The sequence below is a fragment of the Gordonia alkaliphila genome (assembly GCF_039542465.1).
Lineage (GTDB): Bacteria > Actinomycetota > Actinomycetes > Mycobacteriales > Mycobacteriaceae > Gordonia > Gordonia alkaliphila.
The window spans coordinates 271,029-290,822 of the sequence record NZ_BAABIE010000001.1; the positions used below are offsets into that span (position 1 = coordinate 271,029).

20 protein-coding genes are annotated in these 19,794 nt (G+C 69.9%); 8 read left to right on the forward strand and 12 right to left on the reverse strand.

Features of this window, described 5'->3' with window-relative positions:
- Positions 1–139 precede the first annotated feature (139 nt).
- Entirely contained in the window at positions 140–1,273 is a 1,134-nt protein-coding gene (serC, locus tag ABD989_RS01270; RefSeq protein ID WP_345312135.1) for a phosphoserine transaminase, read from the reverse strand.
- A 156-nt stretch (positions 1,274–1,429) separates the two neighbouring features.
- Positions 1,430–2,116: an SLC41A family transporter gene (locus tag ABD989_RS01275; RefSeq protein ID WP_246994101.1), complete on the reverse strand. Its 687-nt coding sequence runs from the start codon at positions 2,114–2,116 to the stop codon at positions 1,430–1,432.
- A gap of 138 nt (positions 2,117–2,254) precedes the next feature.
- On the opposite strand from ABD989_RS01275, the gene pdxH reads away from it, so the two are divergent.
- A complete protein-coding gene (gene pdxH, locus ABD989_RS01280) occupies positions 2,255–2,923 on the forward strand; it encodes a pyridoxamine 5'-phosphate oxidase (protein ID WP_246996945.1) in 669 nt (222 codons plus the stop codon).
- A gap of 2 nt (positions 2,924–2,925) precedes the next feature.
- The gene (locus ABD989_RS01285) at positions 2,926–4,218 is read left to right on the forward strand and encodes an MFS transporter (RefSeq protein ID WP_345312136.1); all 1,293 of its coding nucleotides are present in this window, start codon (positions 2,926–2,928) and stop codon (positions 4,216–4,218) included.
- A 19-nt stretch (positions 4,219–4,237) separates the two neighbouring features.
- Here ABD989_RS01285 and ABD989_RS01290 read toward each other — a convergent pair whose 3' ends face one another.
- The 4 genes from ABD989_RS01290 to ABD989_RS01305 form a co-directional block, all read right to left on the reverse strand.
- A complete protein-coding gene (locus tag ABD989_RS01290; RefSeq protein WP_246994105.1) occupies positions 4,238–5,272 on the reverse strand; it encodes an oxygenase MpaB family protein in 1,035 nt (344 codons plus the stop codon).
- Between the two features lie 46 nt (positions 5,273–5,318).
- Positions 5,319–5,780, reverse strand: a complete 462-nt coding sequence (locus ABD989_RS01295; protein ID WP_345312137.1) for a hypothetical protein — start codon at positions 5,778–5,780, stop codon at positions 5,319–5,321.
- Positions 5,781–5,895: 115 nt separating this feature from the next.
- A complete protein-coding gene (locus tag ABD989_RS01300; protein ID WP_246994110.1) occupies positions 5,896–6,759 on the reverse strand; it encodes a 5-oxoprolinase subunit C family protein in 864 nt (287 codons plus the stop codon).
- On the reverse strand, positions 6,747–7,409 hold the full coding sequence (locus ABD989_RS01305) for a 5-oxoprolinase subunit B family protein (RefSeq protein WP_246994112.1): 663 nt from the start codon (positions 7,407–7,409) through the stop codon (positions 6,747–6,749). Before ABD989_RS01305 ends, ABD989_RS01300 begins: the two co-directional genes overlap by 13 nt.
- 150 nt (positions 7,410–7,559) lie before the next feature.
- Between ABD989_RS01305 and ABD989_RS01310 the strand changes: the two genes are divergently transcribed.
- Positions 7,560–8,873 carry a citrate synthase gene (locus ABD989_RS01310; protein ID WP_246994114.1) on the forward strand — a complete coding sequence of 438 codons (1,314 nt, stop codon included), beginning with the start codon at positions 7,560–7,562 and terminating at the stop codon, positions 8,871–8,873.
- A gap of 1 nt (position 8,874) precedes the next feature.
- Positions 8,875–9,234 (forward strand): FKBP-type peptidyl-prolyl cis-trans isomerase, encoded by a 360-nt coding sequence (locus ABD989_RS01315; RefSeq protein WP_246994116.1) that lies wholly within the window; start codon positions 8,875–8,877, stop codon positions 9,232–9,234.
- A 114-nt stretch (positions 9,235–9,348) separates the two neighbouring features.
- Here the strand turns inward: ABD989_RS01315 and ABD989_RS01320 are convergent, their stop codons facing one another.
- The 4 genes from ABD989_RS01320 to ABD989_RS01335 form a co-directional block, all read right to left on the reverse strand.
- Positions 9,349–10,533: an ABC transporter permease gene (locus ABD989_RS01320; RefSeq protein ID WP_246994118.1), complete on the reverse strand. Its 1,185-nt coding sequence runs from the start codon at positions 10,531–10,533 to the stop codon at positions 9,349–9,351.
- A 5-nt stretch (positions 10,534–10,538) separates the two neighbouring features.
- On the reverse strand, positions 10,539–11,429 hold the full coding sequence (locus tag ABD989_RS01325) for an ABC transporter ATP-binding protein (protein ID WP_246994120.1): 891 nt from the start codon (positions 11,427–11,429) through the stop codon (positions 10,539–10,541).
- Between the two features lie 66 nt (positions 11,430–11,495).
- Positions 11,496–12,053 carry a hypothetical protein gene (locus ABD989_RS01330; protein WP_345312138.1) on the reverse strand — a complete coding sequence of 186 codons (558 nt, stop codon included), beginning with the start codon at positions 12,051–12,053 and terminating at the stop codon, positions 11,496–11,498.
- Entirely contained in the window at positions 12,046–12,318 is a 273-nt protein-coding gene (locus tag ABD989_RS01335; RefSeq protein ID WP_246994124.1) for a helix-turn-helix transcriptional regulator, read from the reverse strand. Before ABD989_RS01335 ends, ABD989_RS01330 begins: the two co-directional genes overlap by 8 nt.
- A gap of 85 nt (positions 12,319–12,403) precedes the next feature.
- On the opposite strand from ABD989_RS01335, the gene ABD989_RS01340 reads away from it, so the two are divergent.
- A complete protein-coding gene (locus ABD989_RS01340) occupies positions 12,404–13,135 on the forward strand; it encodes an enoyl-CoA hydratase (RefSeq protein WP_345312139.1) in 732 nt (243 codons plus the stop codon).
- The gene (locus ABD989_RS01345) at positions 13,132–13,374 is read left to right on the forward strand and encodes a hypothetical protein (protein ID WP_345312140.1); all 243 of its coding nucleotides are present in this window, start codon (positions 13,132–13,134) and stop codon (positions 13,372–13,374) included. Before ABD989_RS01340 ends, ABD989_RS01345 begins: the two co-directional genes overlap by 4 nt.
- 15 nt (positions 13,375–13,389) lie before the next feature.
- Here the strand turns inward: ABD989_RS01345 and ABD989_RS01350 are convergent, their stop codons facing one another.
- Positions 13,390–14,703 (reverse strand): D-arabinono-1,4-lactone oxidase, encoded by a 1,314-nt coding sequence (locus ABD989_RS01350; protein ID WP_345312141.1) that lies wholly within the window; start codon positions 14,701–14,703, stop codon positions 13,390–13,392.
- Positions 14,700–15,950: an alanine racemase gene (locus ABD989_RS01355; protein WP_345312142.1), complete on the reverse strand. Its 1,251-nt coding sequence runs from the start codon at positions 15,948–15,950 to the stop codon at positions 14,700–14,702. Before ABD989_RS01355 ends, ABD989_RS01350 begins: the two co-directional genes overlap by 4 nt.
- Positions 15,951–16,046: 96 nt before the next feature.
- Between ABD989_RS01355 and ABD989_RS01360 the strand changes: the two genes are divergently transcribed.
- Positions 16,047–17,270, forward strand: a complete 1,224-nt coding sequence (locus ABD989_RS01360; RefSeq protein WP_246994134.1) for an MBL fold metallo-hydrolase — start codon at positions 16,047–16,049, stop codon at positions 17,268–17,270.
- Positions 17,267–19,768, forward strand: a complete 2,502-nt coding sequence (locus ABD989_RS01365) for an HAD-IC family P-type ATPase (RefSeq protein WP_345312143.1) — start codon at positions 17,267–17,269, stop codon at positions 19,766–19,768. The genes ABD989_RS01360 and ABD989_RS01365 overlap by 4 nt, the downstream gene beginning before the upstream one ends.
- The last annotated feature ends 26 nt before the right edge of the window (positions 19,769–19,794 follow it).

Consider the following 19,794-nt stretch of genomic DNA (forward strand, 5'->3'; position numbering starts at 1 on the left):
TCCGGTGGCCGGTCCGCATAGGCGACGGTTGAGGACCAGCCTAGCCGACCTCGGTCGCCCTGACCGGCGGACACGACGAGCAAGCGCAGGTCGCCCCCCGTGCGGGGCGACCTGCGCTTGTGTCCATCGTGGGTCCGCGTCAGAGGCGTTCGACGAGGTAGTCGATCGCCGCGGTGAGGGTGGAGACGTCCTCCGGCTCGATGGCGGGGAACATGCCGATGCGGAGCTGGTTGCGGCCCAGCTTGCGGTACGGCTCGGTGTCGAGGATGCCGTTGGCACGCAAGGTCTTTGCGATGACCGCGGCGTCGACGTCGTCGTTGAAGTCGATGGTGCCGACCACCTGGCTGCGGTGCGCCGGATCGGCGAACGGGGTGGCGAAGGAGCTGGCGTCGGCCCAGTCGTAGAGGCGCGAGCTGGAGTCCGCGGTCCGCGCGACGCACCAGTCGAGGCCGCCGTTGGCGTTCATCCACTTGATCTGGTCGGCGAACATGATCAGCGAGGCCACGGCCGGAGTGTTGTAGGTCTGGTTCTTGCTGCTGTTGTCGACGGCGGTCGGCAGCGACAGGAACTCCGGGCACCAGCGGTCCGAGGCGCCGATCTCGGCGACCCGCTCGAGCGCGGCCGGGCTCATGATGGCGACCCACAGGCCGCCGTCGGAGGCGAAGCTCTTCTGCGGGGCGAAGTAGTAGACGTCGGTGGCGCTGATGTCGACGGGCAGACCGCCGGCACCGGAGGTGGCGTCGATGGCCACGAGGGCGTCACCGGCGGCGGCCGGGCGCACCACGGGCACGGCCACACCGGTGGAGGTCTCGTTCTGCGCCCAGCCCACGAGGTCGATGCCCTCGAAGTCGGCGGCGGTCAGCGCGGCCGGATCCGGCGCGGTGCCCGGATCGGTGGAGATCACCTTCGGGTCGGCCAGGAAGGGGGCCTTCTTGGAGACGGTGGCGAACTTCGACGAGAACTCGCCGTAGGTCAGGTTCAGGGCGCGCTCGCGGATCAGGCCGAACGCGGCGGCATCCCAGAAAGCGGTGGTGCCGCCGTTGGAGAGGACCACCTCGTAGCCGTCGGGCAGCGAGAAAAGGTCGGTGAGGCCGGACCGGATGTCGCCGACCACGTTCTTCACCGCGGCCTGACGGTGACTGGTGCCCATGATCGAGGCGCCGCCGTCGACGATCGCCTGCAACTGTGCCGGGCGGACCTTGGAGGGGCCGCAGCCGAAACGGCCGTCGGTGGGCAGGAGTTCGGCGGGCAGCGTGATCTGCGAATCGGTCATGGACAGTAGTTTACGGCGTGATCGAGGCGACAGCAGGTCGGGGATCGGCGACGACCGTTCGCCTGCCTCCGCCCGCCGGGCGGCGTCCACGGCGGGAGCGGGATCCGTCCACTCCTCGGAGCATCCGGGGGAGTCGGGTGATCGGAGGTGGGGGCGTCAGTACTGCGCGGGCGGCGTACCGATCGGAGCGTCGGCGAACCACGACTTCGCCGAGTCGGTGGCCCACAGCAGGATCGGCACCGCGATGGTCGCCACGAGACCGATGCAGGTCACGGCGAGCAGCGCGGCGATCACCGTCGCGAGGATGCGCACGTTGTTGGAACGTTGAGTCAAGAGTGCGATACCGGCGCCCAGGGCGGCCACCACGATGACGAGCGAGATGATCGTGCCGATGATCGAGCCGAGGACGTAGGCCCCGTCACCGACCGTGATGCCGGTGTCCATCAGACGACTGGAGAGGGTGCCCAGCAGACCCAGTGCGCCGAGGACGATCAGGATGGCGCCGGCGCTCACCACGGAGCCGGGTCGACTCGTCGGCCCCTGCGGTGCGGGCGGGTAGGCGCCACCCGGGAAAGGCTGACCGCCGAACTGCTGACTCCCGTACGGCTGACCCGGATAGGGCTGGGCCGCGTACGGCTGGCCTGCATACGGCTGACCCCCGAACTGCTCACTCCCGAACTGCTGCGCCTCCGGCGCCGGGCCGCCATAGGACTGGGTGCCGTCGGGCTGGGAATCGTACGGCTGGCCGGGAAGGGCCGTGTTGCCGATCTGGGTGCCGGCGTACGGGTCCACCGGCGGGGTCGGGTCCGAGGACTCGGGCGTGCGGTCGTCCGGGTAGGTCATGGTGCCTGCTCCTCGCATGCCCGGGCCAGGCGCTGTGTCGACGGTTCGGTCAGCAGTATGCCGGATCACCGAAGAAATGCGCCCGGTAGGACGCGCAGTAGGATTCGGGCGGTGAGCGAGCATCTGGACCTGCCGAGCATGCGGGTCGGTTACGGCGCGGCCGATTCGACCGGCGCGGACGGCGTCGTCGAACATCTCGATACGACGTGGCTGACCGGCGATCCGCCGTGGCCGGCGCTGTTCCAGCGTTGGCTCGGCGAGGCGGTGGCCGCGCAGATTCCCGAACCCAACGCGATGGTGCTGGGCACCGTTGACGCCGACGGCCGCCCGGCCACCCGCACCGTTCTGTGCAAGGGCGCCGATGCCGACGGCGTGGTCTTCTTCACCGGCTACGACTCCCGCAAGGGACGGGCACTGGCCGCGAATCCCGTTGCGTCGGTGACCTTTCCGTGGATCGCGATGGAACGACAGGTCCACTTCCGGGGCCGCGTGGTGAAGGTCGATCCGGCCGAGACACTCGCCTACTGGCAGGCGCGTCCGCGTGGTTCGCAGCTCTCGGCGTACGCCTCGCAGCAGTCCGAGCCGATCGGCTCGCGCGCCGACCTCGTCGCCGCGGCCGCGGCCGTGGCCGCCGAGTTCGGCGGCGTCGACGGCCAGACCCCGGTGCCGGTGCCGCCGCACTGGGGCGGCTACCGACTGGAGCCGGTGAGCGTCGAGTTCTGGCAGGGGCGCGCCGATCGCCTGCACAACCGGGTGCTCACCGAGGACACGGGCACCGGCTGGACCGTGCAGCGCCTGCAGCCCTGACCATGGCGCGGATTTTCGCCGACACTCGACCGCTCGCGGTCGCCAACTTCCGGCGTCTCTGGTGGGCCAACATCGTCACCGTCATCGGTGCGCAACTCACCGTCGTCGCGGTCCCCGCGCAGATCTACGCGATCACCGGCAGCTCCGCGTACGTCGGACTGACCGGACTGTTCGGGCTGGTGCCGCTGGTGGTCTTCGGGCTGTGGGGCGGCTCGCTCGCCGACGTCTTCGACCGCCGGAAGATCCTCATCGTCACCACACTCGGGTTGATCGGCACGGCCGTGCTGTTCTGGCTGCAGGCCTTCGCCGACTGGAACAACGTGTGGTTCCTGCTGGGACTGTTCGCCGTGCAGCAGGCGTTCTTCGCGGTCAATCAGCCCACCCGGACCGCGGTGCTGCCGCGCATCCTCGACGACGAGCTGCTGCCGGCCGCGAACTCGCTGAACATGACGGTGATGCAGGCCGGTGCCATCGCCGGACCGCTGGTGGGCGCGTCGCTGATCCCGGTCCTCGGCTTCTCCCTGCTGTATCTCGTGGACGCCGTCTCGCTGCTGGCCACCCTGTGGGCGGTGCTGGCGCTGCCGTCGCTGGTGCCCGAGCGGGCCGACGGCGCGAAACCGACCACTCCCGGACTGAAGTCGGTGATCGACGGCCTCGCCTACCTGCGCCACCACCCGGTACTGCTGGCCTCGTTCGTGGTGGACCTGATCGCGATGATCTTCGGCATGCCGCGCGCGCTGTTCCCGCAGGTGGCGCACGAGAGCTTCGGCGGCCCCACCGACGGCGGCATCGCGTTCGCGTTGCTGTTCATCGCGATCCCGCTCGGCGCGGTGCTCGGCGGCGTGTTCTCCGGCTGGGTGTCGCGGGTGCAGCGGCAGGGCCGGGCGGTGGTGATCGCCATCCTGATCTGGGGCGTGTCCATCGCGGTGGCCGGTGGCGCGCTGTTCTTCGCGAACGGCAGCATGCTGCCGGTGCTCCCGATCGTGGTGGTGGCGCTGATGGTCGGCGGCGCCGCGGACATGGCGTCGGCGGCGTTCCGGCAGACCATGCTGCAAGCCGCCGCCAACGACGACGTCCGCGGCCGACTGCAGGGCGTGTTCATCGTGGTGGTGGCCGGCGGCCCGCGCATCGCGGACGTCACCCACGGTGCGTCGGCGGCGATGGTCGGCACGGCGGTCACCTTCGCCGGCGGCGGCGTGCTCACCGTGGTGTTGACGGTGCTCGCCGCGCTGGCCTTCCCGCTGTTCTGGCGCTACCGGGTCACCACGCGGGGCGAGCCGGTCGTCGAACGCTGACCGCGGTACTGCTCGACGCTCAGTCGTCGACGTCGTTGCTCTGCCACGGCAGCTGGGCACGACGCTGGGCGTGCACCGGGCAGTAGTGGATCGGCTTGTCCCGTTCCGCCGGCGACGGCAGGTTCCGCGCGGGCGTCTCCAGGCGCGGGGCGTCTTCGGGGACGCGACCGCTGATGCGGTCGTAGGCGTCGCGCAGGCGCGGGTGCAGCCGGTACCGCGACGGCAGCAGCCGCATGGCGACGTTGACGCCGCGGCCGAACAGGCGGAAACGGCGTTGATCGGCCGCCGTCCAGGTGAGGCCGAGCAGTTCGCGGACCGGCTCGTCGTACAGCCCGGTGGTGATCCACAGGAACATCCGCTGGATCACCTGCACCTGGCGGCGCCACAGCCACAGCGGCATCCACCCGCGCATCCACGGGGGCGGCGGGAGCACCGTGATGTCCAGGACCGTCCGCACCGCATCGTGGTCGCGCAGGACGTGGCGGCACATGTGGTCCCAGTACTCGAGGAACTCCTCGTAGGTGTCCGGGCAGGGCCGCATGCTGACGCCGTACATCGAGTACCAGGTGCGCGACTCGGCGAACATCTGCCGCTTGTCGGCCTCGCTGATCGGCGTGCCGAAGGCTTCGGCGCAGCGGATGTTGCCGTACCAGAACGTGGCGTGCGCCCAGTAGAAGACATCCGGGTCCAGGGCGTGGTAGCGCGAGCCGTCGGGCATGGTGCCCTTGATGGTGAGGTGGTAGTCGCGCACCTGTCTGCCGGTCTCGGGTGTGCGGTCGAAGACCACGCCGCTGATCGGGTAGAGCGAGCGGTGCAGTCGTTCCCACCGCTCGTCGAAGAAGTCCGAGTACTCCCAGACGCCGGCCGCGAGCTTGGGGTGCATGTTCTGCATCGACCCCGACCACAGGCCGATCAGCATGCCGCGCCAGTCGACGTAGTTGCGCCAGGTCGCCGAGTCCGGGCCGAGGAGTTCCCGGGGTGCCTCTTCGTGCGCTGCATCGTCGGGCGGCACGTCGACGGAGGGTGCTGCGGAGAGGGGCGCCACTTCAGTCATGACACAGAAGCTACCATTTGTGTCAATCGTGCCGCGGCTGGAGCGACTAGCGGATGAAGAGGAAGCTGAGGACGACGAAGGCCGGGGACGCGCAGACGACGGTGAACACGATCAGCGCGGTGCTCCACGCCGGGCGGTGGCGATGGTGCCGGGCCGCCGAGAAGGAGGTGAGGCCGATGCCGATCAAGATCAGCAGCGGGCACACGAGTCCAGCCGCCACGGCCCAGAAGAAGGTGTCGTTGTCGATGTCCGATTCGGTCAGCGCGGCGTTGAGTGCGTAGAAGAACAGGATCACCGTCGCGATCTGCGCGAGCAGGGCGAGGGCGTTGACCAGCCAGGCCGCGGCGAACACGGTGGTGCCGGGCGGGGTCGACGGGGGCGGGGCGGCCAGCAACCGGGTGGGCTGTGACGGGCCGGGTGGGAACGGGGCGGGTGGGAACGGGGCGGGTACCTCGTCCGCGGGGAACGGCGACGGCAGCGGCTCGAAGCCGGGTGGCAGCGTGGTCATCGGGGGTCCTTCCGCAGGGGTGCCTCCCACGCTGCCCGGTGCGCCGGGTGCGGACATCGGTAGATCTACCCGAGGGCCCCTGAGTGATCAGTGCAGCGTGATCGGTGCGGCGTGATCAGCGCAGCCGCAACCGGACGACGTCGCCGGCCACCAGTTGGGCGGCCCGATCGAGCGACGCGGCGGTCAGCACGGCGGCGACCGGGTAGCCGCCGGTGACCGGATGGTCGGCCAGGAACAGCACCGGCTGCCCGCTCGGCGGCACCTGGACCGCGCCCAGCGGCACGCCTTCGGACGGCTGTGGGTCGAGCCCGGGGCGCAGGGCCAGCGTGTGCTCGCCGTCGGGGTCCAGGCGTACCCCGATCCGATTGCTCGCCGGGTTGACGATCCACCGCAGACGACCGAGGGCGGTCGGGTCCGCCAGGTCCGCGAGTCGAGGGCCGGGGCGCACGTCGAGTTCGTGCCGGCGCGGCGAGGGCGGCGGGCCGGGGGCGAAGGTGATCGGCGGCCAGTCGTCGGCGGCGGCGTCGACCACGAGCTCGTCGCCGATCCGCAGCGGCGGCGGTCCGATCTCGGACAGCGTGTCGGTGGACGACGAGCCCAGCATCCGGGGTGCCGCGAACCCGCCGCGGACGGCGACGTAGTTCCGGCAACCGTGCCGGGGCGGCGCGACGGCGATCGTCTGTCCGGGGCGCACTCCGTGCACCGCGTGGCTGCCGACGCGGCGGTCGTCGATCGTCACGTCGGTCGGCGGGCCGGTCACCGTGATCACCACGAAGCCGGTGGCGCGGGCCGCCCAGCCGCCCATCGTCGTCTCGACGGTCACCGCGGAGGCGCGGTTGCCGACGAGGCGGTTGGCCTGGGTCAGGGCGCCGCGGTCGGCGGCCCCGGATCGGGGCACGCCGAGGTGTGCGTAGCCGGGGCGGCCGAGGTCTTGGAACGTCGCCAGCGGCCCGGTGGCGAGAACGGTCAGTCCGCGCATTCGAACCTCACGGTGGTCCCCGCGGCGAGCAGCGCGGGCGGATCGCTCGCCACGTCCCACAGGTGAATGTCGGTGCGGCCCAAGAGGAACCAGCCGCCCGGGCTGGTGCGCGGATACACGGCGCTGTACCCGGCCGCCACCGCCACCGCGCCGGCGGGCACGGCCGGGCGGGACTGTGTGCGACGGGTCAGGTCGGCGAAGACCGCGCGCGCGGCGGCGGGTCCGGTGGCGGGGACGAGATAGCCGAAACCGGGTGCGAAGCCCATGAACTGCACGCGCCATCCGATGGCGGTGTGTGCGGCGATCACCTCGTCGGCCGCAAGGCCCACGGCGGCGGCCACGTCGTTGAGATCGGCGCCGTCGTACCGCACCGGGATGTGCACGACGGGGGCGTCGGCCGCGCGTGCCGCCGACGACGCGGGGAGGGGCGCCGCGTGCAGGATCCGGCGTACCGCCAGGACGTCCAAGCCGGTCCCCGGTTCGGCCTGTACCAGTACGGCGGTCGCGGTCGGGACCGCATCGCTGATATTCAGGGTCCCGGCTGCCATGGCTGCTCGGAGGGTGTGCGCCGCCCGGCTCGCGGCCGTCGGATCGGCGGTGGTGGAGAAGTCGAGCACCACTGCGTCGTCGCCCGCGGGAAGCTCTCGCATGACATCACGCTACCGGCTGGGGGTAGGCTGTGCGCGAAACGGGAACCGCCTGTGATCCTGCCTGAGGGACCCTCAGTTGGGCCGAAGCGGCGCCAGCAGACTAGCTTGTAACCCAGACAACTGGTCAGACCGCGAGTTAAAGGGGTATGTGTGTCCGCGGATAAAGCAACGACCGACGATCAGGTGACCGGGACCTTCACGTACCCCGGTGGTTCGATCGATCTGCCGATCCTGAAGGCGTCCGAAGGCAGCGACTCGGTCGCGCTCGGTCCCTTCCTGTCGAAGACCGGTCTGACGACGTTCGACGGCGGTTTCGTGAACACCGCCGCCTGCAAGTCGGACATCACCTACATCGACGGTGACGCCGGAATCCTGCGTTACCGCGGCATTCCGATCGACCAGCTCGCGGGCAAGTCGACCTTCATCGAGGTCAGCTACCTGCTGATTTACGGCGAGCTGCCGAACGCCACCGAGCTGGAGGCGTTCACCAACAAGATCCGTCGGCACACGCTGCTGCACGAGGATCTCAAGCGCTTCTTCGACGGCTTCCCGCGCAACGCCCATCCGATGCCGGTGGTCTCCAGCGCGGCGAACGCCCTGTCGGCGTACTACCCGGACTCGCTCGATCCCAAGGATCCCGAGCAGGTCGAGCTCTCCACCATCCGCATGCTGGCCAAGCTGCCGACCATCGCGGCCTACGCCTACAAGAAGTCCGTGGGACAGCCGTTCCTGTACCCGGACAACTCGCTGAGCCTGGTGGAGAACTTCCTGCGACTCACCTTCGGTTTCCCGGCCGAGCCCTACGAGGTGAACCCGGAGATCGCCAAGGCGCTGGACATGCTGTTCATCCTGCACGCCGATCACGAGCAGAACTGCTCCACGTCGACCGTGCGCCTGGTCGGTTCGTCGCAGGCCAACCTGTTCACCTCGGTCTCGGCCGGCATCAACGCACTGTGGGGCCCGCTGCACGGCGGCGCCAACCAGGCCGTCCTGGAGATGCTCGAGGAGATCCAGGCCTCCGGCGGCGACACCGCGGCCTTCATGCGCAAGGTCAAGAACAAGGAAGACGGCGTGAAGCTCATGGGCTTCGGGCACCGCGTCTACAAGAACTACGATCCGCGTGCGGCCATCGTCAAGCAGACGGCCGATCAGATCCTCACCTCGCTGGGCGTGCAGGATCCGCTGCTCGACATCGCCAAGGGCCTCGAGGAAGTCGCGCTCAGCGACGACTACTTCGTGGAGCGTCGCCTGTACCCGAACGTCGACTTCTACACCGGCGTGATCTACCGGGCGATGGGCTTCCCGACCCGCATGTTCACCGTGCTCTTCGCACTGGGCCGCCTGCCGGGCTGGATCGCCCACTGGCGCGAGATGCACGCGGACCCGGCCACCAAGATCGGCCGCCCGCGCCAGCTGTACACCGGCTACACCGAGCGGGACTACGTCCCGATGGAGGATCGCTGACATGACGTCCAAGCCTGAAGTCGAATTCCCCGAAGGCCCGGCCCCGGCCGGCCTGGAGATCACCGATCTGATCGTCGGCGACGGCCCCGAGGCCGTCCCGGGCGGCGTGGTCGACGTTCACTACGTCGGCGTCGAGTACGACACCGGCGAAGAGTTCGACTCCTCCTGGGACCGCGGCCAGAGCGCCAACTTCCCGCTGGGCGCCCTCATCCAGGGCTGGCAGGAAGGCATCCCGGGCATGAAGGTCGGCGGTCGCCGTCGCCTCGTGGTCCCGCCGGAGCTGGCCTACGGCCCCGCCGGTGGCGGACACCGCCTCTCGGGCAAGACGCTGATCTTCGTCATCGACCTGATCGGCGCCTGACGCTTCACGCACTTCAACGACTGCGGCGCACCGGAATCCCGGTGCGCCGCAGTCGTTTTCTGTTCCCGTCGTTTTCTGTTCCCGTCGTTTTCTGTTCCCGCCGATTCCTGTGCTTTAGCGTCCGGCGACCATGCCGGCCACTTCCGACCAGCTCGTCCGACTGCCCGTGCGCAGCACCGAGCGGCTGTAGATCCGCGAGGACACCCAGATCACGACGGCGCACACCGCGATCATCACGAGGAAGCTCAGGCCCATCGTCATCGCCGAGGCGTCGCCCACTGCCAGGCGCATCGGCATCAGGATGGCGCTGAACGGAGGAATCCAGCTGAGCACCTGGATCCAGGTGCTGTCGAGCGCCTGAATGCCGAAGATCCCGGAGTAGAGCACCAGGATCGCGAGCATGGTGAGCGGGCTCGCTGCGCCGTTGAGCTCCTCCTGTCGACTGACCATCGCGCCGACAGCGGCGTAGAGGGCGGCGAAGAACAGGAAACCCAGCAGGAACCAGGCGATGACGGCCACGAACATGGACACGGCCGTCCCGGCGACGGTGAGCAGGCCGGTCGCGGTACTCGCGATCAACGCGGTGGCACCGAGCACCACCACCTGGCCCAGCGAGATCACGCCGATCCCGAGGATCTTGCCCCACAGCAGATGGAGCGGGCGCACCGTCGACAGCAGGATCTCGACGATCCGGGAGGTCTTCTCCTCCACCACGCCCACGGCCACCATCAGTCCGCCGGTCATGATCGCCATCATCAGCAGCATCGAGCCGATCAGTGCCACCGAGAGGCGTTGCTCCGTGTCTGCTTCCACCTGTTCCAGGTAGGTCGTGTCGATGGCGGGAGCGGTCAGGTCGGCGACGTCGACGCCGCGTTCGGCCAGCGACGTGGCCAGCTGGTACTGCGCGAGACCGCTGCGGAGGACGCCGTCGAGCGTGCTGCCCAGTTCCTTCTCTGAGAGCAGCGTGTAGCGCGGGCCGTCGGCCACCAGGACGGCGGCGTCGACGTCGCCGTCGCGGACCTGCTGCTGCGCGGCTGCCGTATCGGGGAGCAGCTTCACGCGGACGGTGGTCCCGGTGGCTTCGCCGGTCTGCTCGAGGACGGCGGACAGGGCGGGGTCGCCGCCCACCATGCCGATGGTCTCCGAGCTCTCCTTGCCGGCGAAGATCGACCAGACGATGGTGCCGGCCACGATCACGACCATCAGCACCGCGGTGCTGATCAGGAATGACTTCTCCCGCACGCGGGTGGTGATCTCGCGTCCGGCGATCAAGCCGATGGTGGTCACAGTGGGATTCATGGTGGTCACACCAGCTCTCGGAACAGATCGGTCAGGGACGGCGGGTTCGCGGCGAACCGGTGGACCGGTCCGTGGGCCAGGGCGGCGGCCAGGATCGCCTGATCGTCGACGTCGTCGTGCACCCGCAGCCGGGTGGCGTCGGAGGCGTAGTCGGCGGCGAGCACACCGGGCAGGCCGTCGGCCCACCGGGAGTCCGGATGTGGGCCGACGATCTCCAGGATCTGGCCGTCCCGGGTGCGCAGCTCGTCGACGCTGCCCTGCGCGGTGATGCTGCCCGCCGAGATGATGCCGACCCGGTCGCACAGCCGCTCCACCAGATCGAGCTGGTGCGACGAGAAGAGGATCGGGACGCCTTGCGCCGCTTTGTCTTTCAGTACATCGCTCATCACGTCGACGGCCACCGGGTCCAGTCCGGAGAACGGTTCGTCGAGGACCAGGACGTCGGGATCGTGGACCAGTGCGGCGGCCAACTGGACACGCTGCTGGTTGCCGAGGGACAAGTCGGCCACGTCGTCGTCGAAGCGGGCCGCCACGCCGAGGCGCTCGGTCCAGGTCCGTGCCGAGGTCTCGGCCGCGGCGGCGCTCATGCCGTGCAGGCGGGCCAGGTAGGTCAGCTGCGGACCCACCTTCATCTTCGGATACAGGCCGCGTTCCTCGGGCATGTATCCGATGCGGCGTCGTCGTTCGAGGTCGATGAGGTCGGCGCCGAGGCGGACCTCGCCGGAGTCGGCGGCGAGGACGCCCAAGATGATCCGCATGGTGGTGGACTTGCCGGCGCCGTTGCTGCCGACGAAGCCGAAGATCTCGCCGGGGGCGACGGAGAAAGTGACGTCGTCGAGGGCGCGGAGCGGTCCGTAATTCTTCTGTAGTCGATGGATGTGCAGGGAGTCGGTCATGTTTCGCCTCCGAAAGAATGGGTGGGGGGATGTCGCCCCCGAGGGGCGTCGTGATTCGGTGTCGAGTCACTCCTGCTCGTCGTCGGGTAGCCACCAGGTCAGGAGGATGTCCGGCAGGCAGGCCAGGGAGAGCAGGGCGGCGACGAACAGCCAGCCGACGGCCGTCACGGTCTCCCCGGCGACGTACTCGCTGTGGCCGAGGAAATTGGTGACGAGGAAGATCGCGATACCCGTCGGGATCAGCAGGACGTAGGTCAGCGAGCGCGCGGCGTTGCGCTGGGCCAGCTGGATCTCGTCGAGCGCCTGAGCGGGAGCGTCGGCGACGGCGTCGTTGGTGATCCGAATCAGGGTCAGCGGGATCAGGCTGCCCAACGTCGCGATGAGAAAGACCGGGGTGGCCGCTGCCAATTGCCAGAAGGTGGCGATCGACGACGCGACGGCCACCAACAGGGTGAGCATCAGGAGTGTCACGAGGGCGCGACGCGTGCGCCGGGTGCGTAGCGCCGGCCACCGGTGGCTGTACCGCGCGGCGCGGCGCTCGTGGGTGGCGATCCGACGGTCGTTGTAGCGCACCAGCCAAAGGGGCATGCTGCCGGCGGGGATGGTCAGGTTCGGGTCAGGCATCGGTGGGGCCTCCGTACAGCTCGGTGGACATCGCGGTAAAGGGGGTGCGGGAGAAGACTGCCTCGATCGGGAGGCCGAAGACCTCGCAGATGCGCATGGCCAGATCCAGGCTGGGGTAGTTGTCGCCGCGCTCGAGCGCGCCGACGGACTGCACATTGATCGAGACGAGTTCGGCCAACTGGGCGCGCGACAGGTTCCGTTCGGCGCGCAGAACCGCCAGGCGGTTGTAGATCGGACGTCGCTGCGCCCGTCGTGCTGCACTCATGCGCCGAAGTGTTGTGTAAACCCAACAGAATGTCAAGGTTGCACACGACCGGCGGGGGTCGGCAGGCCCGGGGTACGCTTCCCGCATGATCGAGAGCAGCGCAGTGGGGGCCGTCACCACCATCGAATTGGTGCGGCCGGAGAAGCGAAATGCCCTGAACGAGCAGATGGTGCAGGCGCTGTCCGTCGCCTTCGCCGAAGCGGTCGCCTCGGGCGCCCGCGCGATCGTGCTGACCGGTCGCGGCGAGGTCTTCAGTGCGGGCGCGGACCTGTCGGGTCCGGTGTACGAGCACGGTTTCATCGAGCAGCTGGTGGCGCTCGTGGAGCAGATCGAGACCACGCCGGTGCCGGTGATCGCGGCGCTGAACGGCGCGGCCCTCGGCGCCGGCCTGCAGCTGGCGATGGCCGCCGACCTGCGGGTGATGGATCCGGCCGCGCTGGCCGGTATCCCGGCCGCCAAGATCGGCGTCGGTCTGGACGAGTGGACCATCCGCCGCCTCGTATCGCTGGTCGGCGGCGGTCAGGCGCGCGGCATGCTCATCGGCTGCGACCCGCTGTCGGCCGATCGCGCCCACACCCTGGGCTTCGCCAACCGGATCGGCGACCTCGCCGAGGCCCAGCACTGGGCGGCCACCATCGCCGGGTTCGCGCCGCTGACCCTGCAGCACTACAAGTTGGTGCTGACCGGGGACGGCGCCCGGGACCAGCCGCCCGTCGAGCGGGATCAGGCGATGCGTGCGGCCTGGCTGAGCGAGGACCTGCAGGAGGCGCGCGCCGCACGGACCGAGAAGCGTCCGCCGAAGTTCACCGGACGATGACCGGCGAGCAGCCGACCCGGATCTCCGAGCCGCGGCGGCTGGTGGCCTACGGTCTCCTCGCGCTGCTCGGCGGGTGGTTCGCCGTGCGCGGCTACGACGGCGTGCGCGCCGACGAGGCGAACTGGCTGGACTGGCTGTCGCGGGTCCTCGGCGCGCTGGCCGTCGTCATCTGCCTCGCCGAGATGGCCCGGCCGTACGTGCTCCGGGCGCTCGGCAAGTCCGACGACAGCGACACCTGATCGCCGGACGTCTGATCAGGCGCCCAGTACCCGGTCCAGGTAGGGGTTGCTGAACGTGCGGTTCGGGTCGTACCGGTCGCGCACCGCGAGGAACTCGTCGAACCGCGGGTACACGCTCCGGAAGTAGTCGGCGTCGCGGGTGTGCATCTTGCCCCAGTGTGGACGGCCCTCGTACGCGGTGAAGATCTCCTCCGCATCGCGGAAGTAGCGCTCGGACGCCGCCGGATCGTCGCGGTGGTAGCGGTGCACGGCGATGTACCCGGACTCGCGGCCGCCGGCCGTGGACAGCATCAGGTCGTCGGCGGCCGCCGCGCGGACCTCGATCGGGAAGCTCACCCGGTGGCGGCCGCGCTCGATCATCGCGCGCAGTTCCCGCAGCACCTCGGGCACGGCCTCGAACGGCACCGCGTACTCCATCTCGCGGAAGCGCACGGTGCGCGAGGAGATGAAGACCTTGTCCGAGCGGTCGGTGAAGGTCCGGTCCGACAGCACGCGGCCGGCCACCTGGTTGATCTTCGGTGCCAGGGCCGGGACCGCGGCGCTGAGCGCGCAGGTCGCGCGGAACAGGCCGTTGGAGATCAGTTCGTCGTCGAGGTAGCGGCGCGCCACGCTCGGGCCGCTGACCGGCGTGTGCGCCGGCAGCCGCGTGTTGGTCTTGGTCAGCGTGCAGTCGGTGTGCGGGAACCAGTAGAACTCGTAGTGATCGTGCGCGCGGCAGTTGTCCACGAAGCCGTCGATCGTCGCATCGGCCTTGCCGGGCGCCTCGTGGGCCCGCATCGAGTAGGCGTCCACGCACTGCAGGGTGATCTGTGTCAGCACGCCGAGCGCGCCGAGGCCGAGGGCCACGGCGGGCAGATCGGGGTGGCCCTCGTCGAGGACGTGCAGTGCACCGCGGCCGTCGATCAGCTGGGCGCCGACGATCTGGGTGCTGATGCCGCCGAACGCCAGGCCGGTGCCGTGCGTGCCGGTGGAGGTCGCGCCGGACACCGTTTGTCGGTCGACGTCGCCGAGGTTGGCCATCGCCAGCCCGTGCGGTTCCAGCAGACCGGGAATCTGGTGCAGGTGCGTGCCAGCCGCGAGGGTCACGCGGCTGCGGGCGGCATCGACGTCGAGCAGCCCGCCGATGCCCTCCATGGAGAGCTGGATCGACGGCGCGACGGCGATCTCGGAGAAGCTGTGGCCGGCGCCGACCGGCTTGACCTTCTCGCCGCGTTCGCTCGCCGCGTGGATGTCGGCAGCGAGTTCCTCGGGGGTGCGCGGTGCGATCAACCGGCTGGGCTGGCACTGCACGGTGCGGCCCCAGTTGGTCCAGATGGCCTGTGTCGTCATAGGAAGCACTTTCCTTCGCCTCGATAGGTGGGGACCACGTCGACGACGTCGGCTCGGCCGGCTTCGTCGCGGGCGATCAACGCCACTTGTTCGGCGCGCTCGCTCACTTCCCCAGACTTAGTGTGACGGAACCATACTCTGCTTCCGACACGGAGGTGTCTCACTTGACCCCCGTGCAGTGGCGTCTGCACCTCTCCGGCGGCCTCGGTATCGACGTATTCCAGACCCGTCGGCCACACCGGCTTGGGCAGGCGATCGGGTCCCGGCGGACCGGAGGCGATCCAGCCGCCGCCGGCACAGGTGGCGTAGTCCGGGCTGGGACGACGCACCACGTCGAGCCCGAAGGCCAGCGCGGGGGCCGGCTGGAAGTGCCGGTAGGTGTCGAACAGGTGCCCGCCGAGCAGGCCGCTGCCGACCGCGATGTCGGTGACCGCGGCGTCCTTGGCGGTCTCCTCCAGCGAACCGGTGCCGCCGGCGTTCACGAACTCGAGGTCGGCGTACTCGCGGACGGCGGCGATGGCGCGGCCGCGGCGGTGCCGCAGTTCGGTCATCGACAGCGACTGCATGGCGCGCACCGCGGTGTTCATCAGTGTCTGTCCGGGCACGCCGTTGCCGACCCCGGCGACCTGCGCCTCGTACGACATCACGCCGACCAGCGTGAAGCCCGCGCGGGAGGTGATCGTCTGCGCCAACCGGCGGATCTGCGTCAGATCGTGAACGGGGGAGCGGCGCACGCCGAGGTGCACGCGCCCGCCGAGGATGCGCAGCGACGCATCGAGGTCGATCGCCACGCGCAGCGGCGCGCGCTGATCGGGCGCGGCGATCGCGTCGATCACGTCGAGCTGGGCGGGATCGTCGATCAGCAGCGTGACCCGCTCCAGCGCCACGTCGTCGGCCAACAGTTCGCCGATGGCGGTGCGGCGCACGCTCGGATAGCCGAGCAGCACGTCGGTGACACCGGAGGCGGTGGCCAGCCATCGCGCCTCGGCCACGTCGTAGGCCAGCACGCCGGCGAAACCGGGGCGGGAGAGGACGTCGTCGATCACCGAGCGGATGCGCAACGACTTGCTGGCCACGCGGATCGGGACGCCGCCGGAGCGGCGACGCAGGTCGGCGATGTTGTACTCCAGCGCTCCCAGGTCCAGGGCGAGGACCGGGGAATCCAGTCCGGCACGGGCGACGGCGTCGTCGATGCCGCCCCAGTATTCGGCGGGGTCGGTCACGTAGGGCGTGGGCCGAGACGTCATCGCGGGGTCCTCCTGGATCGGATGCGGCGCCGCGCGCGGCGCGTGAAGTGTGACCTGCAGCGCCGGAGCGGCAGGTGGCGATTAGGCTAGTCAAGCGTGACATCGATCCGAAGTCTTCTGTCCGACGGGGTGGCCGAACCGGTGGGCTCGGCCATGGTCCGCGGTCGCCGCGCGGCCGCCCGGCTCGGGGCCGCCGGAGCGCAGCTCAGCGAGACCGCCTTCGCCGGCGCCGTCGATCTGCTCGCCGACCGCGGGTTCGCTCCCGCGCGGGCGCTCGGCGCCACCCACGAGGACCTTCTCGCCGCCACCGCCGGGTCGGCGTTCGCCGTCGACGGAGTCTTCGGCAACCGCGAGCCCAGTCCGCCGCCGACCCGTCCCACCGTCTCGATGTCGCTCCAGATGGCACGCAATCCCGGGGTGCCGAGCGCGCCGGTACCGGTGCTGACCCCGAAGTTCGACGCCGAGCCCGCCGATCTGGCGGCCACCTGGCTGGGGCACGCGAGCGTGCTGCTCGAGATCGACGGGGTGCGCGTGCTGACCGATCCGGTCTTCAGCAAGCGGTGCTCGCCGACGCAGCGGATCGGTCCCCAGCGGATGCACGCGCTGCCCGCCGAGGTGGGTGCGCTGGGACCGGTGGACATCGTCCTGATCTCGCACGATCACTACGACCACCTGGACATGGCGACCATCGATGCGCTCGCCGCGCTGCAGCCGCAGGCGCAGTTCGTGGCGCCGATCGGCGTGGACGCGCACCTGCGGTCGTGGGGGGTGCCCGCCGAGCGGATCCACACCGCCGACTGGTTCGAGCGGGTCACCCTCGACGTGCGCGGTACGCAGCTGCGGTTCCACGCCACCCCCGCGCGGCACTTCTCCGGGCGCGGCCTGGTGCGCAACCTGTCCCAGTGGGTCAGCTGGGTGGTCGTCGGACCCCGCCACCGAGTGTTCTTCTCCGGCGACACCGGGTTCACCGAGCGGTACGCCGAGACCGGGGAATTGCTGGGGCCGTTCGACCTGACGATCATGGCGATCGGCGCGTACGACCCGCTGTGGCCGGACGTGCACGTGAATCCGGAGGAAGCGGTGGTGCTGCACCGCCTGCTCAACGGGCCGGCGAAGGCGGAGTCGCTGTTCTTCCCGATCCATTGGGGCACGTTCCTGCTGGCGCCGCACACGTGGGCCGATCCGGTGCAGCGCCTGCTCACCGCCGCGGGCGGCGCGGGTATCCCGGTGGTGGTGCCCCGACCCGGAGCCGCCGCCGACGTGGGCTCGCGCACCGGCACGGCCTTCGACGATCCGACCTGGTGGGAGCGCTGCGCATGAGTACACCGATCGATACGCGGCCCACCGGGCTGACCGCCGCCGAGGTGGCCGAACGCGTCGCCGCCGGGCAGATCAACTCGCAGCCGGACAAGACCGGCCGCACCGTCACCGACATCGTGCGGGCCAACGTGTTCACGCCGATCAACGGGATCCTCGGTGTGCTGTTCGCGATCGTGGCCTACACCGGTTCCTTCATCAACGGCCTGTTCGGCCTGCTGATCATCGCCAACTCCGGGATCGGCATCATTCAAGAGGTGCGGGCCAAGCGCACCCTCGACCGACTCTCCATCGTCGGGCAGGCACAGCCCGTGGTGCGGCGTGACGGTGTGAGCGCGCCCATCGCGCCCGATGAGGTGGTGCTCGGCGACCTCATCGAGCTCGGGCCCGGCGACCAGATCGTCGTCGACGGTGAGACCGTCGAATCCGAAGCCCTGGACGTGGACGAGTCGCTGCTGACCGGCGAGGCCGATGCCGTGGACAAGGCCGTGGGCGACCCGATCATGTCGGGCAGTTTCGTGGTGGCCGGCTCCGGTTCGTACCGGGCCACCAAGGTCGGGGCCGACGCCTACGCGGCGCAGCTGGCCGCCGAGGCCTCCAAGTTCACCCTGGTCTCGTCGGAGCTGCGCAGCGGCATCAACAAGATCCTCGCCGTCATCACGGTGATCCTGATTCCGGCCGGCGCGCTGACCATCTACAACCAGCTGTGGGTCAGCCGGCAGGAGCTGAACGACGCCCTGCTCGGCATGGTCGCCGCCCTGGTTCCGATGGTGCCCGAGGGGCTGGTGCTGATGACCTCCATCGCCTTCGCGGTGGGGGTGATCCGGCTCGGCCAACGGCAGTGCCTGGTCAACGAACTGCCCGCCATCGAAGGCCTGGCCCGCGTGGACGTGGTGTGCACGGACAAGACCGGCACTCTCACCGAGAACGGCATGCGCCTGTCGGAGGTGCGGGTGGTCGACGACGTCTACGCCGCCGCCGACGTGACCGCGGCGCTGGCGGCGATCGCCGCCGCCGACAAGCACCCCAACGCCAGCATCGAAGCGATCCTCGAGGCCTATCCGGAGGCTCCGGACTGGACGCCGTCGGCGGTGCTGCCGTTCGCGTCGGCCAACAAGTTCAGCGGTGTCTCGTTCGTCGGGTCCGACGGGGCGGCGCACGGCAACTGGCTGATCGGCGCCCCCGACGTGCTGCTCGACCCGGCGTCGTCGACCGCGCAGCTGGCCTCCGAGCTCGGTGCGACGGGCCTGCGCATTCTGCTCGTCGGCGCCACCGACGTGCCGGTCGACACCGAACCCACCGGCGACTCGCGGGTGCCCGGCACCCTGACCCCGGTCGGTCTGATCGTGCTGGAACAGCGCGTGCGGCCCGACGCCGGGGACACCCTGCGCTACTTCGCCACGCAGGGCGTCGACGTCAAGGTGATCTCCGGCGACAACGCCCGCTCGGTGGGCGCCGTCGCCGAATCGCTCGGCCTGGGCACGTCGGCGACCGCGATCGACGCGCGCGAGCTGGCCACCGACCGTGACGCACTCGCCGACCAGGTGACCGACGGGGTGACCTTCGGCCGGGTGCGTCCGGACCAGAAGCGGGCGATGGTCGAGGCGCTGCAGTCGCGCGGGCACACCGTCGCCATGACCGGCGACGGCGTGAACGACGTCCTCGCCCTCAAGGACGCCGACATCGGCGTCGCGATGGGCGCCGGGTCGTCGGCGGCGCGTTCGGTGGCGCAGATCGTGTTGCTCGACAACAAGTTCGCCACCCTGCCGTACGTCGTGGCCGAGGGGCGGCGCGTGATCGGCAACATCGAGCGGGTCTCGAACCTGTTCCTCACCAAGACCATCTACGCGGTGTTCCTGGCCCTCGCGATCGGCATCGCGGGGCTGGTGGCGCACTGGATGGGCGACCAGCCGATCAGCTACCCGTTCCAGCCGATCCACGTCACCATCTCGGCGTGGTTCACCATCGGCGTTCCGGCCTTCGTGCTGTCGTTGGCGCCGAACAACGAGCGGGCCAAGACCGGCTTCGTGCGGCGCGTGCTGACGCAGGCCATTCCCAACGGACTGATCATCGGCTGCCTCGTCTTCCTCTGCTACCTGTGGGTGAGCCCGGAGACCTCCACGGTGTCGGTGATCGGCGCCGAGACGGACTTCTCCACCAGTCAGACGCAGGCGGCCACGGCGACCCTGGCCGCCATGATCACGATGGCCTGGTGGGTGCTCGTGGTGGTGGCCCGGCCGATGAACTGGTGGAAGGTCGTCCTCGTGGCCACCGCGATCGTCGCCTACGTGATCATCTTCCTCTGGCCGTTCACGCAGGACATGTTCAAGCTGGACTCGTCCAACGGCCCCATGATGTGGCGCGCGGGTGTGTGCGCGCTGATCGGCATGGTGATCATCGAGATCTCGTCGCGAATTCTCAAGGCGCGCTTGGATCGTCGTGCCGCGGCGGAAGCCGCCGCACTGCTGGAGCATTCCGCGGCCGATCCTGTACCGCACTGAACGGCGCCGATGCCACTAGAATCGAC

Bases quoted from the DNA above. Each gene is read 5' to 3' on its own strand.
- serC (WP_345312135.1), bottom strand. From the start codon at position 1,273: ATGACCGATTCGCAGATCACGCTGCCCGCCGAACTCCTGCCCACCGAC.
- ABD989_RS01275 (WP_246994101.1), bottom strand. From the start codon at position 2,116: ATGACCTACCCGGACGACCGCACGCCCGAGTCCTCGGACCCGACCCCG.
- pdxH (WP_246996945.1), top strand. From the start codon at position 2,255: ATGCGGGTCGGTTACGGCGCGGCCGATTCGACCGGCGCGGACGGCGTC.
- ABD989_RS01285 (WP_345312136.1), top strand. From the start codon at position 2,926: ATGGCGCGGATTTTCGCCGACACTCGACCGCTCGCGGTCGCCAACTTC.
- ABD989_RS01290 (WP_246994105.1), bottom strand. From the start codon at position 5,272: ATGACTGAAGTGGCGCCCCTCTCCGCAGCACCCTCCGTCGACGTGCCG.
- ABD989_RS01295 (WP_345312137.1), bottom strand. From the start codon at position 5,780: ATGACCACGCTGCCACCCGGCTTCGAGCCGCTGCCGTCGCCGTTCCCC.
- ABD989_RS01300 (WP_246994110.1), bottom strand. From the start codon at position 6,759: ATGCGCGGACTGACCGTTCTCGCCACCGGGCCGCTGGCGACGTTCCAA.
- ABD989_RS01305 (WP_246994112.1), bottom strand. From the start codon at position 7,409: ATGCGAGAGCTTCCCGCGGGCGACGACGCAGTGGTGCTCGACTTCTCC.
- ABD989_RS01315 (WP_246994116.1), top strand. From the start codon at position 8,875: ATGACGTCCAAGCCTGAAGTCGAATTCCCCGAAGGCCCGGCCCCGGCC.
- ABD989_RS01320 (WP_246994118.1), bottom strand. From the start codon at position 10,533: ATGAATCCCACTGTGACCACCATCGGCTTGATCGCCGGACGCGAGATC.
- ABD989_RS01325 (WP_246994120.1), bottom strand. From the start codon at position 11,429: ATGACCGACTCCCTGCACATCCATCGACTACAGAAGAATTACGGACCG.
- ABD989_RS01330 (WP_345312138.1), bottom strand. From the start codon at position 12,053: ATGCCTGACCCGAACCTGACCATCCCCGCCGGCAGCATGCCCCTTTGG.
- ABD989_RS01335 (WP_246994124.1), bottom strand. From the start codon at position 12,318: ATGAGTGCAGCACGACGGGCGCAGCGACGTCCGATCTACAACCGCCTG.
- ABD989_RS01340 (WP_345312139.1), top strand. From the start codon at position 12,404: ATGATCGAGAGCAGCGCAGTGGGGGCCGTCACCACCATCGAATTGGTG.
- ABD989_RS01345 (WP_345312140.1), top strand. From the start codon at position 13,132: ATGACCGGCGAGCAGCCGACCCGGATCTCCGAGCCGCGGCGGCTGGTG.
- ABD989_RS01350 (WP_345312141.1), bottom strand. From the start codon at position 14,703: ATGACGACACAGGCCATCTGGACCAACTGGGGCCGCACCGTGCAGTGC.
- ABD989_RS01355 (WP_345312142.1), bottom strand. From the start codon at position 15,950: ATGACGTCTCGGCCCACGCCCTACGTGACCGACCCCGCCGAATACTGG.
- ABD989_RS01365 (WP_345312143.1), top strand. From the start codon at position 17,267: ATGAGTACACCGATCGATACGCGGCCCACCGGGCTGACCGCCGCCGAG.